This is a genomic window from Alistipes provencensis, assembly GCF_900083545.1.
GTDB lineage: Bacteria > Bacteroidota > Bacteroidia > Bacteroidales > Rikenellaceae > Alistipes > Alistipes provencensis.
Genome location: NZ_LT559262.1, coordinates 1281960 through 1297678, shown reverse-complemented (window position 1 = coordinate 1297678; position 15719 = coordinate 1281960). Strand labels below are relative to the sequence as shown.

At 56.4% G+C, this 15719-nt stretch carries 16 protein-coding genes, 1 tRNA gene and 1 pseudogene; 15 read left to right on the top strand and 3 right to left on the bottom strand.

Features of this window, described 5'->3' with window-relative positions:
- Nucleotides 1–120: 120 nt before the first annotated feature.
- Nucleotides 121–1056, top strand: coding sequence for a DUF362 domain-containing protein (locus tag BN5935_RS05155; protein ID WP_394330953.1), 936 nt, complete (start codon nt 121–123; stop codon nt 1054–1056).
- Between the two features lie 84 nt (nt 1057–1140).
- On the opposite strand, the gene BN5935_RS05150 is transcribed toward BN5935_RS05155, so the two are convergent.
- A tRNA-Cys gene (locus BN5935_RS05150) sits at nt 1141–1211 on the bottom strand.
- Between the two features lie 353 nt (nt 1212–1564).
- On the opposite strand from BN5935_RS05150, the pseudogene BN5935_RS15710 reads away from it, so the two are divergent.
- From BN5935_RS15710 to BN5935_RS05110, 9 genes and pseudogenes are all read left to right on the top strand, one after another.
- Nucleotides 1565–1756, top strand: a pseudogene (locus BN5935_RS15710) (Arm DNA-binding domain-containing protein); the annotation flags it as partial.
- 63 nt (nt 1757–1819) lie between these two features.
- The gene (locus tag BN5935_RS05145; protein ID WP_235821017.1) at nt 1820–2401 is read left to right on the top strand and encodes a tyrosine-type recombinase/integrase; all 582 of its coding nucleotides are present in this window, start codon (nt 1820–1822) and stop codon (nt 2399–2401) included.
- 66 nt (nt 2402–2467) lie between these two features.
- Complete coding sequence (gene dprA, locus BN5935_RS05140; RefSeq protein WP_064975175.1) at nt 2468–3568, top strand: DNA-processing protein DprA; 1101 nt, start codon at nt 2468–2470, stop codon at nt 3566–3568.
- Nucleotides 3565–4359 (top strand): TatD family hydrolase, encoded by a 795-nt coding sequence (locus BN5935_RS05135; protein WP_064975174.1) that lies wholly within the window; start codon nt 3565–3567, stop codon nt 4357–4359. The genes dprA and BN5935_RS05135 overlap by 4 nt, the downstream gene beginning before the upstream one ends.
- A 4-nt stretch (nt 4360–4363) precedes the next feature.
- Nucleotides 4364–5392, top strand: coding sequence for an asparaginase (locus tag BN5935_RS05130; RefSeq protein WP_064975173.1), 1029 nt, complete (start codon nt 4364–4366; stop codon nt 5390–5392).
- Nucleotides 5393–5746: 354 nt separating this feature from the next.
- A complete protein-coding gene (locus tag BN5935_RS05125) occupies nt 5747–6499 on the top strand; it encodes a MotA/TolQ/ExbB proton channel family protein (RefSeq protein ID WP_064975172.1) in 753 nt (250 codons plus the stop codon).
- Nucleotides 6500–6529: 30 nt separating this feature from the next.
- Nucleotides 6530–6949: a hypothetical protein gene (locus tag BN5935_RS05120; protein ID WP_064975171.1), complete on the top strand. Its 420-nt coding sequence runs from the start codon at nt 6530–6532 to the stop codon at nt 6947–6949.
- A gap of 9 nt (nt 6950–6958) precedes the next feature.
- Nucleotides 6959–7564 (top strand): ExbD/TolR family protein, encoded by a 606-nt coding sequence (locus tag BN5935_RS05115; protein WP_064975170.1) that lies wholly within the window; start codon nt 6959–6961, stop codon nt 7562–7564.
- Nucleotides 7565–7567: 3 nt separating this feature from the next.
- Nucleotides 7568–8038, top strand: a complete 471-nt coding sequence (locus BN5935_RS05110; protein ID WP_064975169.1) for an ExbD/TolR family protein — start codon at nt 7568–7570, stop codon at nt 8036–8038.
- 51 nt (nt 8039–8089) lie between these two features.
- On the opposite strand, the gene BN5935_RS05105 is transcribed toward BN5935_RS05110, so the two are convergent.
- Entirely contained in the window at nt 8090–8689 is a 600-nt protein-coding gene (locus BN5935_RS05105) for a ribonuclease HII (protein WP_064975168.1), read from the bottom strand.
- A gap of 155 nt (nt 8690–8844) precedes the next feature.
- Between BN5935_RS05105 and BN5935_RS05100 the strand changes: the two genes are divergently transcribed.
- Together BN5935_RS05100 and BN5935_RS05095 are read left to right on the top strand one after the other, a co-directional pair.
- A complete protein-coding gene (locus tag BN5935_RS05100) occupies nt 8845–9792 on the top strand; it encodes a hypothetical protein (protein WP_235821016.1) in 948 nt (315 codons plus the stop codon).
- Between the two features lie 148 nt (nt 9793–9940).
- Entirely contained in the window at nt 9941–10864 is a 924-nt protein-coding gene (locus tag BN5935_RS05095; protein ID WP_064975167.1) for an AraC family transcriptional regulator, read from the top strand.
- Between the two features lie 421 nt (nt 10865–11285).
- Here the strand turns inward: BN5935_RS05095 and BN5935_RS05090 are convergent, their stop codons facing one another.
- Nucleotides 11286–11729 (bottom strand): hypothetical protein, encoded by a 444-nt coding sequence (locus BN5935_RS05090; protein ID WP_235821015.1) that lies wholly within the window; start codon nt 11727–11729, stop codon nt 11286–11288.
- A 347-nt stretch (nt 11730–12076) separates the two neighbouring features.
- Between BN5935_RS05090 and lipA the strand changes: the two genes are divergently transcribed.
- The 3 genes from lipA (at nt 12077) to recJ (ending at nt 15687) form a co-directional block, all read left to right on the top strand.
- Nucleotides 12077–12958, top strand: coding sequence for a lipoyl synthase (lipA, locus tag BN5935_RS05085; RefSeq protein ID WP_064975165.1), 882 nt, complete (start codon nt 12077–12079; stop codon nt 12956–12958).
- 2 nt (nt 12959–12960) lie between these two features.
- On the top strand, nt 12961–13671 hold the full coding sequence (gene lipB, locus BN5935_RS05080; protein WP_064975164.1) for a lipoyl(octanoyl) transferase LipB: 711 nt from the start codon (nt 12961–12963) through the stop codon (nt 13669–13671).
- A gap of 249 nt (nt 13672–13920) precedes the next feature.
- Nucleotides 13921–15687, top strand: a complete 1767-nt coding sequence (gene recJ, locus BN5935_RS05075; protein ID WP_204244890.1) for a single-stranded-DNA-specific exonuclease RecJ — start codon at nt 13921–13923, stop codon at nt 15685–15687.
- Nucleotides 15688–15719 lie beyond the last annotated feature (32 nt).

Genomic DNA, 15719 nt, shown 5'->3' with positions numbered 1-15719 from the left:
GGTAATCCAGGTAAGGAAAAAACCGTTGTCCTCCATTAATTTTGTATCGTGAATGAATCGGCAATTAAAATCGAAAATGCCATGAAAAAATTGGGAATAGCAATCACGACTGGCGCCGTCATGCTGCTGTCCGCAGCCTGCGGACAGGCGAACAGCGCGAACCGCACGCCGGATAATACCCCGGCCAAGGTTTACTTCATCCGGGAGATCAACCCGCAGAACCTCGTCAAAATCTATGAAGCCCTCGGCCGTGAGGCCAAAGGCCGGGTGGCCGTCAAGCTCTCGACCGGCGAACCGGGCGGCAGCAACTTCCTCCAGCCGGCACTGATCGGCGATCTGGTGAAAAAGGTCGACGGCACGATCGTGGAGTGCAACACCGCCTACGGCGGAGGCCGCGCGAGTACTGCCGACCACCTGAAAGCCGCCGCCGACCACGGCTTCACGGCCATCGCCCCAGTGGACATCATGGACGCCGACGGCGAAACGGCGCTGCCGGTCAAGGGCGGCAAGCACCTCAAAGAAGATTTCGTCGGCAGGAACTACCTGAACTACGACTTCACGATGGTCCTCTCGCACTTCAAGGGCCACGCCATGGGCGGCTTCGGAGGCGCCGTCAAAAACATCTCGATCGGCATCGCCTCATCCGCAGGCAAGGCATGGATACACTCCGCCGGCAAGACGAAGAATGCCGGCGAAATGTGGGGCAACCTCCCCGCGCAGGACGATTTCCTCGAGTCGATGGCCGAAGCCGCCAAGGCCGTCGCCGACCACTGCGGCGACAGGATACTCTACATCAGCGTGGCCAACAACCTCTCGGTCGACTGCGACTGCGACGCACATCCGGAAGCGCCCCGGATGTGCGACATCGGCATATTGGCTTCGCTCGACCCGGTGGCGCTCGACAAGGCATGCGTGGATATGGTCTATGCGTCGGACGACCCCGGGAAAGTGCACCTGATCGAACGCATGGAGTCGCGCCACGGCATCCACACGCTCGAACATGCCGAGACGATCGGCCTCGGATCGCAGCAGTACGAACTCATCACACTCCGATAATCCCGCCACGGGCCCGAGCTCGTGCCCATACAAAGAAAAAGTCCTCGGAAGCAATAACTTCCGAGGACTTTTTCTTTAAAATTGAGGTCTGAAGCGGATTCGAACCGCTGTACAAGGTTTTGCAGACCTTTGCCTAGCCACTCGGCCATCAGACCCTTTTCCCAAATTATATTCGCTTTCCCTGACCCGAAAGTATTCGAGGCCATTTCCAAACGCATCGGGAGTGCAAATATACAAAAAAACTATTGACCACCAAAAAGAAATTAATAAAACATACAAAATCATTGAACGGCAGCAAATGGCAGTCAATTCATTCCATTTGTCAGAAATATAATCCGGAGTCTGTGAATAACTGTTTTACACGACTGTTTGCTGGTCTTGATTTGTTACCCCGTTGTTACTTTATAATATACGAAAAAAACTCCGAAAATCCAAATAAAAAAAATCCGGACAAATTTAATCGATTCATTATTTCCCTCATATAATATGTAAATATTAAAAATAAAATATGACAAATAATGGAATCATAAAATTGCGAAGTAAACCGACCGGTAGTGGGAATCGGTCCCTGTACCTCGATCTGTATTACAGAGGAGATCGTCGATACGAATTTTTGCATCTGTATCTTGTCCCCGAACGAACAAAATCCGACCGACTTAAAAACGAGGAAACCCTCCGGTTGGCAAATGCAATCAAATCCCAAAGAACCGTCGAGTTCTTCAATGATCTACACGGGTTCACCAGCAAAAAACCCGATGTCAATTTGATACAATACATCGAACAGGTCAGTAATAACAAACAGAAGATCGGCAAAAACGGGGTTCCCGGTTCTCTACGGATGTTGATATACCACCTGAAAAAATACAAGGGTGATCGAATTCTGTTGAAAGATGTAGATGTCAAGTACCTGAACGGATTCGTCCGATATTTGTCTTCTGCAATATCGGCAAATTCCGGCAGACAGAAACGAACCCTCAAACAATCGACTCAACACAATATTTTTGCCTCGTTGAAAATGATTATTCATCAGGCAATCAAAGATGAATTGTTGGCCCATGATCCGACCAAATCGGTGGATTCCCCGACGACAGTACAATCTCACAAAGAGTACCTGACCGAATCGGAACTCAAAAAATTGATAGCCACCCCCAGTAGGAACGAAGTTGTCAAAAGATCATTTTTATTTTGTTGTTTTACGGGATTACGACTTTCAGATGTCCGTAATCTGACGTGGAACCACATTACGACGGGATCGGACAATCAAATGCAACTCAACTTTCGACAGAAAAAAACAAACATTTCCAATTTTTGCAAAACTTCCACCCAACTTTACGCCATTTCGTAAATAAATTTACGTTATTCGTTAAAAATCGTTAACTTTACTTTTCAAAAACAATCCTTTTTTAGCGGTATGACCATCGAGGATATTGCCCTTCAGATGACGCCGGGCATCGGCCTGAAAGGCGCCGTGCACCTGCTGGAACAGTTCGGCGATGCGCGGAGCATCTTCGCGGCCTCGGCCGATGAACTGGTCGGCGATGCGGAGTTGCGGCCCGAGGCGGCCCAGCAGATACTCCGCCGGAAAGGATTCCCTGCCGCTGAAAAGGAGCTCGACCACTGCCGCCGCAACGGCATCACGGCCATCGCTTCGACCGACGCGGAATACCCGCCGCTGCTGCGCGAAATTCCCGACTATCCCCATGTGCTCTATGTCCGGGGCAGCATCGAGGCCCTCTCGTCCCGCTGTATCTCGGTCGTGGGCACGCGCGAAGCGACACCTTACGGACAGACAGCCTGCAACCGGCTGGTCGAAGGACTGGCGGAACGCATCCCGGGGCTTTGCATCGTGAGCGGACTGGCTTTCGGCATCGACGTCACGGCACACCGCGCGGCGCTTGCGGCCGGGATTCCGACCGTTGCCGTGGTAGCCAATCCGCTGCCCGGCGTAACGCCAGCACAGCATACGGACGTGGCGCGCGACATCCTCGCCCACGGAGGTGCGCTGGTCACGGAACTGCACTCGCAGTCGAAGCAGAACGGCAATTTCTACCTCGCACGCAACCGCATCATCGCGGGACTGAGCGCCGGATGTATCGTCGTCGAATCAGCCGACACGGGCGGTTCGCTCTACACGGCCCACTGTGCCGACGCTTACAACCGGACGGTGATGGCCGTTCCGGGGCGCATTACCGACCGGGCATCGGCCGGAACGAACCACCTGATCCGCAACCGCAAGGCGCAGTTGGTGCTGACGGCCGACGACGTGATCCGCGAACTGATGTGGGACCTCGGAGAGAATCCCGCGACACTGCGGGCGAAGCCTTCGACACCGGAGCTCACGCCCGACGAAGCGGGACTGCTCGGTTGTTTCCGCACCGACGACCCGCTGTCGGTCGAGACGCTCGGGGAGTTGAGCGGGCTGAACTCCGGCGAACTGGCGACGCTGCTCGTGGGGCTGGAACTGGCCGGCGCCGTGCGCCAGTTGCCCGGCAACCGATACATGAAGCTATGAAACTGATCGATACCCATTCACACCTTTACGACGAGGCGTTCGACGCCGACCGCGACGAGGCTTTGGCCCGCGCCGCAGCCGAGGGCGTCGGGCTGTTACTGCTCCCGGCCATCGACTCCGAAAGCCACGAAAGACTGTTCGGGCTTTGCCGCAGCCACCCGCAGCGGTGTATCCCGATGATGGGCCTGCACCCCACCTCGGTCAACGACAACCCCCGCTGGCGCGAGGAGCTGGCGCTGGTCGAAACATACCTGCAAACCCCGCCCGGGGGGATCGCCGGGTTCTGCGCCGTGGGTGAGATCGGGCTCGACCTCTATTGGAGCCGCGATTTTCATGCGGAGCAGACCGAGGTTTTCCGCCGCCAGATCGAACTCGCACTGCAATACGGACTGCCGATCGCCGTGCATACGCGCGATGCGTGGCCCGAGACCGCGGCCCTCATGCGCGAATTCCACGGCCGGGGTGTCCGGGGTGTCTTCCACGCCTATTCGGACGGGATCGAAACCTACCGCGAACTGAAACAACTGGGCGATTTCGTCTTCGGTATCGGGGGCGTAGTGACCTTCAAAAAGAGCAGACTGGCCGAGGTCGTGCGCGAAATGGAGCTGCGGGACATCGTTCTCGAAACCGACTGTCCCTACCTGACGCCCGCACCCCACCGGGGCGAGCGCAACGAATCGGCCTATGTGCACTATGTCTGCGAAAAAGTCGCCGAACTCAAGGGGCTGACACCCGCGGAGGTCGCCGCCGCAACGACCGAAAATGCAAAACGAATTTTCAAAGGAATCTGACCCTATGCGTTCATCCATCCTCATCATCTACACGGGCGGAACCATCGGCATGAAGACCGATGCCGTCACCGGGGCGCTGGTACCCTTCGATTTCAGCGCCATTTACGACGAATTTCCCTCGCTGAAGCGTCTCAACGTCGACATCGACGTGCACACCGTGTCACCCGTGATCGACTCGTCGAACGTCGAGCCGGGCCACTGGATCGCCTTGGCCGAACTCATCCGCGACAACTACGCCCGTTACGACGGCTTCGTGGTGCTGCACGGCACCGACACCATGTCCTACACGGCGTCGGCATTGAGTTTCATGCTCGAAAACCTCAGCAAACCGGTGGTTTTCACCGGCAGCCAGATCCCGATCGGCGTGCTGCGCACCGACGGGCGCGAGAACCTCATCACGGCCATCGAGATCGCCGGGGCCCACCTCGACGGCCGTCCCGAGGTCCCCGAAGTGTCACTCTACTTCCAGAACCGGCTCTTCCGCGCCAACCGCACCACCAAGCGCAGCGCCGAAGCCCTGAGCGCCTTCCGGTCGTACAACTACCCGCCGCTGGCCGAGGTCGGGGTCAACATCGCCTACAACCTGCCGGCGATCCTGCAACCCGCCGAGACCTCTCCGGAACTGCGCATCGCCACGAAGCTCTCCGGGGGCATCGAACTTATCAAACTCTTCCCGGGAATGGGCGAGGAGATCCTGCGGGCCATGCTCGCGGCCCCCGGACTGCGGGCCGTGGTGCTCGAGACCTACGGCGCCGGCAACGCCCCCACCTCCGAGTGGTTCATCCGGGTCGTGAAGGAGGCCGTCGATCGCGGAATCATCATCCTCAACATCACGCAGTGCGGCGGCGGACGGGTCTCGATGGAACTCTACGAAACCGGCCTGAAGCTCCAGAAAACCGGCGTCCTGTGCGGCTATGACATGACCACCGAAGCCGCCGTCACCAAACTGATGTATGTGCTCGGGCTGGGGCTCTCCGACGACGCGACGCGCGCACTGCTCCGGAAGCCCCTGCGCGGAGAATTTACGGCCTAAGGCATTGCACGGAACAATTTTTTTTTCTATATTTCGCACTGCTAATGTACCCTTTCCGCAGGGAATACCGGGCGGCAAAGGGGGCAAAAGACAGGCAAAGCGATTGAACCACAAACGATTGAGCGAATTCGGGGTGAATTGTCCGGGATTCGGTTATGTGCGTGAAAATGACTCTCCGGCGGCGTTTAAAATTACAAAAGGCCCCCGGAGCAGCCGCTAAAGACAAAAAAAATAACTATTTTAGTGAAAAAATAAGCGCCCGGAAAGAAACCGAACCACCGGGAAAGGAGGAAACCAAAAGACTCAAAACAAATAAAAATTCAACTAATCAAATTTATTTTATCTAACACAACTATGAAAAAACTTTTTTTGATTCCGTCGGCTGCCCTGTCCGTACTGGGTACCGTTAGTGCGTTCGCGCAGGATGCTGCTGCCGCAACCGAAACGGTTGTTGCCGAAACTCAGATCGCCGGCGACAGCCTGCACCACGTCATGATGCAGAAGTTCCTCGAGGGCGGCTGGGCATGGATGCTCCCGATTCTGGTGTTCCTCGTGATCGGTCTGGCTGTGGCTATCGAGCGTATCCTCTATCTGTCGCTTTCGACAATCAACTCGAAGAAACTCATCGTCAAGGTTGAAGAAGCCCTGAAGAACGGCGGCATCGAGGCTGCCAAGGAAGTTTGCCGCAACACCCGCGGCCCGATCGCTTCGATCTACTACCAGGGGCTGGATCGTTACGACCAGGGACTGGATTCGGTCGAGAAGGCTGTCGTTTCCTACGGTTCGGTTCAAACCGGCCAGATGGAGTCGGGTCTGACGTGGATCGGCCTGTTCATCGCCCTTTCGCCTATGTTGGGATTTATGGGTACCGTAGTAGGTATGATCCAAGCATTCGACCAGATTCAGGCAGCCGGTGATATCAGCCCGACGCTCGTTGCCGGTGGTATCAAGGTCGCCCTTCTGACGACCCTCATGGGTCTTATCGCTGCGGTTATTCTTCAGTTGTTCTACAACTATATCGTTTCGAAGATCGACTCTTTGGTGAACGATATGGAGGATTCGTCCATCACGCTGATGGATATCCTGACGGCTTACAACAAGAAATAATCCAACGCTGATAAAAAGTCAAAAGCATTTATGAAAAAGATATTGAACATATTGCTGGGCATTCTGCTGGCTATCACGGCGGTACTTCTGGTATACGCGATAGCTACCGGCGGCTCGGATGCTGCGATCGGCATTAACTTGATCTGGGGGTACTTCCTCGTCGTGTTTGCCGTCGCCGCAGCCATTTTCTGCGCCGTCTTCGGAATGATTCAAAACCCGGCGGGCATCAAGGGGACCATCCTGTCCCTTGCCCTGATGATCGTAATCGTAGGTGCGGCCTATTTCATCTCCGCAGGACATTCGATCAACATTCCCGACCTGGCCAACGGCGGCTTCTTCGGAGCCGGAGAGACCGTGCTTACCGAAACCAGCATTCTCGTAACCTATGTTGCAATGGTTGCAGCATTCCTGACGGCCGTAGTTACCGAAATTTACGGCGCCTTTAAATAATAAACGAAAATGGCAGGAAATAAAAGACAAATACAGGAGATCAATGCCGGTTCAATGGCCGACATCGCTTTCCTGCTGCTCATTTTCTTCCTGGTCGCCACTACCATGAACACGGACACAGGTCTGGTGCGTATGCTTCCGCCGATGCCTCCTGAAGATCAGAAACAGGAGGACATCAAGGTCAAGGAACGCAACCTCTTCCTTGTGTTCATCAACGGCAGGGGCGACATCATGGCAGGAGCTTCGGGCAAGCAGGAGGCGATCGATCTGCATCAGCTTACGGAGAGGACCAAGGAGTTCATCGTTAACCCGCTGGACGACGAAAACCTTCCCGAAAAGGTGAACAGGGAGATCGATCTTCCCGACGGCAGCAAGTGGGTCTATCCCGTGAGCGAGGGCGTCGTTTCGCTGCAAACGACCCGCGACACGGGCTACCAGTCCTACATCATGGTGCAGAACGAACTCACGCGCGCTTTCAACGAGGTGCGTGATGAAGTGGCACTGCGTAAATTCGGCGCCAAGTTCTCGGATCTTCCCGAAGAGCAGCGCAATGTAATCTCCAAGGCAGTTCCTCTGAAGATTTCGGAGGCGGAACCGCGTAACATAAAGAAGTAAGCCATGGCAGTAATGAAAAAGAAGGGCAGCAAAGGTCTGCCCCCCATCTCGACCGCATCGCTTCCTGACGTGATCTTCATGATCCTCTTCTTCTTTATGGTCTCGACGACTATGCGCGATCAGGAACTGCTGGTAAGATACAAACTCCCGGAGGCCACCGAGGTACAGAAACTCGAGAAGAAATCGCTCGTAAGTTTCATCCACATCGGTCCTCCGTCGATGACGATGCAGGCAAAGTTCGGTACCGCGCCGCGCATCCAGTTGAACGACTCTTACAAATCGACCCGGGATATCTTGGACTTCGTCGCCGCAGAACGCGATAAGCTCAACGAGGCCGACCGTGCCTCGATGACCATCTGCCTCAAGGCCGACCAAGCTACCAAGATGGGTATCGTGACCGACGTGAAGCAGGAGCTTCGCCGGGCCAATGCCCTGAAGATATCCTATGCGGCCTCCAAGTCGCTGGGATATTAATCCGAAGAATCATTTGAAAAAGAGCAGGCTTCAAAGCCTGCTCTTTTTGTTTTAAAACTGAAATTCCAACTGATCGATCTCGTGGTTGAACGTCAGCCGGTGGTGAGGCGTAAGTCCGTATTCACGAATCGCCAGCCGATGTTCACGCGTCGGATAACCCTTATTCTTGGTCCAGCCGTATTGGGGGAACTCCTCCGCCAGATGGAGCATATACTCGTCACGATGGGTCTTGGCAAGGACCGAAGCGGCGGCAATGTCGGCATATTTCCCGTCGCCCTTGACGATGCAGCGGTATGGAATTTCGAGCCGCGTCCGGAACCTGTTGCCGTCGATAGCCAGAAATCCCGGCGCAGGATCGAGCCGCGCCGCGGCCAGCGACATCCCCTCGAACGAGGCGTTCAGGATGTTGATCTCGTCGATCCGGGCCGCAGAAACGGCCTCGACGGCCCATGCCACAGCCTCACGCTCGATGATCGACCGCAGCTTGTCGCGGTTGCGTTCGGTCATCTGCTTCGAGTCGTTGAGCAACGGGTCGTGAAAATCGGGCGGCAGGATCACCGCCGCAGCAAACACCGGTCCGGCCAGACATCCCCGCCCGGCCTCGTCGCATCCGGCCTCCCGGAGCTCGTATTGGTACTGGTTTTCCAACATCGAAGCAAAGTTACATAATATTCCGGCTTTTTTCGCTAATTTTGCGACAAGGAAAATTCCCGATATGAAATTCGACATCGCCCGGCAGCCGCTCGTCCCGGCTTTTCTGACCCTCGCCGCACTCGCCGTCGCCGCGATGTGGGGCGCGGCCCGCGATGTGGGGCGCGGCCGGACGTGGCTGCGACCCGGCGCTGGCCGGCAGCGCAGCCATACTGCCCGAAGGGGCCCTGACTACGGCGTCCCCCGGGGAACTGCTGCTGCAATTCCAGACCGCACATCCCGTATGGGCGCGCTGGATCGCCGGACTGCTGATTATCTTCACGGGCATGTGCGCCGGTCGGATGACCATTCGTTACAACCTTTACTCGGTCGGCACCTGCCTCGCCATTCCGCTCTTCGGGGCCATCGTATGCGGCCTCGCTGTCGGGGACGACTACCTGCCGGTATTCACCGCATCGGCTCTGCTGGCCCTCTCGATCAAGAATTTCGCTCGTTCGTTCTGCAACGGATACGGCTTCGACGCCATCTTCCGGGCGTCGCTCTACCTCGGACTGCTGCCCTTCGTCAACACCGCCGCACTGCCGCTGCTCCTGATGATGCCGCTGGCCGTGCTGCTTTTCCGGCGCACGCTGCGCGAAGTCACCGTAGCCGCTGCCGGACTGCTGCTCCCGGCCTTTATAATCTGCTACATCAACTGGGGCGCCGGAGGCGATTTCCCGGCTCCGCTTACGGCGCTGGGCAACGCATTCATCGCCGGAAAGCCCCTCATGCTGTTCACCGCAATCCCCTTCCGGAACCTCATCCTGCTGGGCGGCATTTTCGTCCTCGACCTGCTGGCCCTGCTCTTTTTCCTTTCGGACATCTACGCTGTCGGGACCAAATCCCGGACGATACTTATATATAATATAAGCGTTCTCGTCCTGACCGCCGCCGTGCTGTGCGGACCTGCCGCGACCCCGGGTGCCGTGGCTTTCGCAGCTGTGCCTTCGGCCATGTTATTACCCTTCATGTTCGTAAGAATTCACCGGAGCATCGCCCTTCTTCTCTACCTGCTATTGCTCGCCTCTGCAATAGTCGGCACAGTTTTACAATATTCTATTTAGCTCAAACTATAGCATAAACAGTCCTATTTGGGTATTTGTGTCCAAATGTGCTATTTTTTATAGTAGATTAAAAAGTATTAATTGTATATTTGAGAACGAACACGAGTGACGCAACGCTTTGTTCAGAAAAACTTAAATTACAATTACTATGAAGAATTCATTGACTTCATCGGTGCAGCAGCCGATGATCGTGAAGTATGTAGAGGCGCTTCACAACGGAATCCAATCGCAGGCTCTTTCACGTTATGCCATCGGGTACATCCTCCGCGGCACGAAGTACATCTACGACGGCGATAAGCGTCAGACACTTTCGCGCGGCGACGTATTTTACTTGGGCATCGGGCACCACTACATCGAAAACTTCCCCGAAGGCGGGCAGCCTTTCGAGCAGGTGCTCTTTTATTACACGCCGGACGACCTGCAACGTATCCTCATGCACCTGAACATCACCTACGGCCTGAACATTTCGAACGAACATTCGTGCGAAAACTGCCGTAACCGGTCGCATGTGGCCGCGCCTGCCTGGAACTCGCTGCGCAACTTTTTCATCAACACCAACAACTATCTGCGCGATGAGGACTTCCGTCACGACGAGACGGCCGAGAACATCAAGATGACCGAGTTGATCTACCTGCTCGCCTCGCACGAGGATTGCTGCATCAAGAGCAAGCTGCTCAGCAACGTCGACTCTGCGAAGGAGAACTTCGAACAGATCGTTTACGACCACATCTTCAAGGACATATCGATCGAGGAGCTTTCGAAGCTCACCAACCGTTCGCTGACCTCGTTCAAGAAGGAATTCCGCCGCCATTTCCAGATGCCGCCCCACAAATGGTACATCCGCCAGCGGCTCATGCACTCGCGCCTGCTGCTCATCTCCACGTCGAAATCCATCTCGGAAATCGGCAACGAGTGCACCTTCCCCAACACGTCGCATTTCATCAAGCTCTTCAAGAAGGAGTACCAGATGACGCCCGCCACCTACCGTCACCGCCACATTTCGTCGCTGACGGCCGAACAGCCCGCGTTGCAGGACGCTCCGGAGGCCGTGGAGATGCGCGAAGCGCTTTAATCAAAAACTTATAAATTCGGGGGTATTTTAAAAATTTTAATTATAATCTATTAACAAAATAGCGTCAGGTTTTAGGAAAATGTTACAAAACATTTGGTTTTTCGTAAATTTCGTTTTACCTTTGTGTAACAAACGTGGGATTCTCCCACTCTCATTAACCTAACTAACCTAACCAGAGAGGTCCGATACCGGCAGGTGTCCGACCTCTTTTCTAATTGAGGGGGGGGGCAGAAGTGGACGGATAGCAGCAGAACATTGCCCCCACGCCCCAAAACCCAGCTCTTTGCTGTGCATGGCGCAGAACCGGGTGATTAGCGACGGGACAGCACGCCCGCACCCTAAAACCCGTCTCTTAGACGGGCGGGCGCAGAACCGGGTGATTAGCGACGGGACAGCACGCCCGCACCTTAAAACCCGTCTCTTAGACGGGCGCGAAGCGGAGGTATTCTTCCCGGAACAGGGAGTCGTCTGCAAGCAGCGGGCGCAGCCGCGCATCGCTGCCGCAGCAGGCCGCCGCCGTCTCGGCCATCCGCAGATAGCGGAGCCGCAGGAAGCGGCAGGGGAGCATCTCGGTCCCGTGGTCGTAATAGTCGCCGTCGAGACAGGCGAGCGCCGCCTCCCGATAGGCCCGCACAGCCGACGGCCGCGACCCGATGCGGAGGAAGAAATCGCCGAAGCGCTCCCACTCCACGCTCTCGGCGAAAGCGCGCAGGTCGGCTCGGCAACGCAGTCCCTCCGTCCGGCGGACTGCCTGCAGATGTTCGTCCTCGATCGCTTTGCGGAGATCCGAAGCTAACCAGAATTCGTTTCCGCGCAGGCGGGCTGCAAGGCGGTAGTTCGCCTTGCTGGTTTGCATTGTTTTCATAAAAGCACATTTTGAAATTAGACAAACACCGGAGCCTGCCGAAGTGAATCAAAGAACGCAACAGGGCATAAAATCCCCGTCGATGCGGTCTTCGACAGACTGCCGATTTTCAAATGTGCGAATGATGCAGAGGTAGAATCACATAGTCGTAAAAATGCGAACGGCCCGGACTGCGCCGGAGAGAACCGTTGCGGGGACAAATATACGGCAAATTTCGGCTCCCTCCAAAAAAATCCGCATCCCCTCGGGCATATCCGGCCGCGCATCGGAACAATAATTGGGCGTTTCACGGGGTTTTTCAATTATTTTTTATTATTTTTGCATCAATTGGAAAATAATGAACTTAAATGCCGAAGTTTTATGACAAGGTAGATGTACTGAAAAAACCCGGATGGCTGAAGATCCGTCTCCACCGCACCCCCGAATGGTCCGAAGTGCGGCACATCGTCGAAAAGCATAACCTGCACACGATTTGCAGCAGCGGCATGTGTCCCAATCAGGCCGAGTGCTGGAGCCGGAGAACCGCAACCTTCATGATTCTGGGAGACATCTGTACCCGGGGTTGCCGTTTCTGCGCAACCAAGACCGGACATCCCCTTGCCCCCGACGCCGAAGAGCCCCGGAAGGTGGCCGAAAGCGTCGCCCTGATGAAACTGAGGTATGTCGTCGTCACTTCCGTGACCCGCGACGACCTCCCCGACGGCGGGGCCCGGCACTGGGCCGCAACCGTGGAGGCCATCCGGTCACAGAACAGCGACGCCGTAATTGAGCTCCTTATTCCCGATTTGGACGCACGGCCCGACCTCTTGGACGTGGTCATTGCGTCGAAGCCCGGTATCATCGGGCACAACATCGAAACCGTCGAGCGACTGACCCCCGTGGTGCGCTCCAGAGCCAAGTACCACACGAGTCTGGAGACCCTGCGTTACCTGAGCGATCAGGGCGTCGTAACGAAGAGCGGACTGATGGTCGGACTTGGCGAGAGCGATGATGAAGTTTTGCAAACCCTGCACGACCTGCGCGAAGCGGGCGTGCGGATTGTGACACTCGGTCAGTACCTTCGGCCTACTCTGGAGCACTACCCCGTTGCGGCGTATATCACTCCCGAAAAATTCGAATGGTACAGGCTCAGAGCGCTGGAAATGGGCTTCAGCTACTGTGCGAGCGCACCGCTGGTCCGCTCGTCGTACATGGCTGAGGAGGCCCTGCAAAGTGTAAAAAGTTTGTAACGATGAAAGTCTCCTGCCGGGACCTCGGAGCGATGGACTACAAGGACTGCTGGGATTTGCAGCAGTCGCTGTTCGACGCGCTGATCGCCCGGAAAAGAGCAGGTTCACATCCCGTCCCGGGCGCCGGAAGCGATCCGGACGATGCGGGCACGATCCTGCTGGTGGAGCATCCTCCGGTCTACACGCTGGGCAAAAGCGGGCATACGGAAAACCTGCTCGTGACCCGCGAGGCGCTCGAAGGGATGGGCGCACAGTTCTTTCACATCGACCGCGGCGGCGACATCACCTTCCACGGGCCCGGGCAGTTGGTCTGCTATCCGATCCTCGATCTGGAGCGCATCGGCATCGGGCTGAGGGAGTACATCGAAGCGCTGGAGGAGGCGGTGATCCGCACGGTGGCCCGCTACGGCATCACGGCGGGACGCGTCGCCGGGGCTTCGGGTGTCTGGATCGACCCCGGAGGCAGGCGTCCTCGCAAGATCTGCGCAATAGGCGTACGCTCGTCGCGTTTTATTACCATGCACGGGTTCGCGCTGAACGTCTCGACCGACCTCGGGTGGTTCACGCGCATCAACCCCTGCGGATTTACCGACCGGGGCGTCACCTCGATTGCGTCGGAAACGGGATTGCAGCCGCCGATACAGGAGGTAAAGCGGGCGGTTATCGAGATATTGGGCAAGGTGCTACAATGCGAAATCGCAACAGCCCTTTAAACCGCGCAGCCGTAAAAAGAGTACGCCATCTCCCTCCCCGAGAGCCGTTTAAAAAACGGCTTTTAGAAATGGGAGCGCAGAACCGGGTCAGCGCGTTGTTATTTTACACCGCCTCCGAATCCCGGCTCTTAGCCGGGTTGTAAACGCGGCCACAGGCCGCGAAAACAGCGGCGGACAGCGCCGAAACGATATGAAGACGCAATAACGGTAATTAGAAAGTAATGTTAAAATATATAAATAACAATTCGTATGCCTATAGAAAAACGCTGGGTAGTGAAGCCACAAGGCGACCCCGCGACGGCGGCCATGTTGGCTGCCGCTCTGCGGATCTCGCCCGTGCTGGCCAATCTGCTCGTACAAAGAGGCATAGACACTGTAGAGAAGGCGGAGAAGTTCTTTAAACCGAACCTCGCCGACCTGCACGATCCGTTCCTGATGAAGGACATGGAGAAGGCGGTCGAACGGGTCGAACGGGCCGTCGCGAACAATGAGAAGATCATGGTTTACGGCGACTACGATGTGGACGGCTGCACGGCCGTCGCGTTGGTTTACAAATTCCTGCGCCAGATCGGGCACAAGAACCTGATGTTCTACATCCCCGACCGTTATACCGAAGGTTACGGTATTTCGATCAAAGGTATCGACCTCGCAGCCCGTAAGGGCGTGGGGCTTATCATTGCCCTCGACTGCGGCATCAAAGCCACGGAAAAGGTTGTCTATGCGAAAACGAAAGGCGTGGATTTCATTATCTGCGACCACCACCTCCCGGCCGAGGAGATTCCCAAGGCCGTAGCCGTTCTGGACCCCAAGCGGGTCGATTGTTCCTACCCGTTCGACGAACTGTCGGGTTGCGGCGTGGGATTCAAGCTCGTGCAGGCCTATGCACAGAAAAACCGCATTCCCTTCGAGCAGATCGTGCCGCTGCTGGACCTGCTGGTCGTGTCGATCGCTTCGGACATCGTGCCGCTGGTGGGCGAGAACCGTATTCTGGCCTATTTCGGGCTGAAATACCTCAACCGCGAACCATCGAAGGGCCTGCTGTCGATCATCAAGATCTGCGGGCTGGACAAGCACAACATCACCATCGACGACATCGTCTTCAAAATCGGGCCGCGCATCAACGCCGCCGGCCGGATGCGGATGGACGAGAACGACGAGAACGCGTCGCCTTCGGGCGGCCATGCCGCCGTCGAACTGCTGATCGAGGGTAACGAGTCGATCGCCGAGGAGTTCGGCAGCGTGATCGACGCCTACAATCAGGACCGCAAGTCGATCGACCGCTCCGTCACGCAGGAGGCGCACGATTTCATCGAGCGCAACCCCGCGATGAAGGCCCTGAAGAGCACGGTGATCTACAACCCGCGCTGGATGAAGGGCATCGTGGGGATCGTGGCCTCGCGCCTGATCGAGACCTACTACCGCCCGACGGTGGTGCTGACGATGAGCAACGGATTTGTGACCGGCTCGGCGCGTTCGGTACCGGGATTCGACCTGTATCAGGCCGTCGAATCGTGTTCGGACCTGCTGGAAAACTTCGGCGGACACATGTACGCCGCGGGTCTGACGATGCGTCCGGAAAATGTCGAGGAGTTCACCCGGCGGTTCAACGCCTATGTCGAGGAGAACATCGACCCGCAGATGCTCGTGCCGCAGGTGGACATCGACAGCGAACTGCTGTTCTCGGACATCACGCCGACGTTCCGCAAGGACCTGAACCGTTTCCAGCCGTTCGGACCGGGCAACACGGCTCCGGTCTTCGCCACATGCGGCGTGAGCAACCACGGCGACGCCAAGCTCGTCGGCGTGGAGTGCGAACACCTGCGCATGGACCTGATGCAGCGCCAGAAGCCCAATACGAAGATTCAGGCCATCGCCTTCCAGCAACCCACGCATTACGAATGGGTGCGCTCAGGACGTCCGGTCGACGTCTGCTACCAGATCGTCGAGAACCACTACCGGGGCATGGTGACCACCCAGCTCCGCATCAAGGACATCAAGCCGGTGCTGAACCGGTAATCAGTGCAAAATCGAAAAAAGGGCGGGGATCA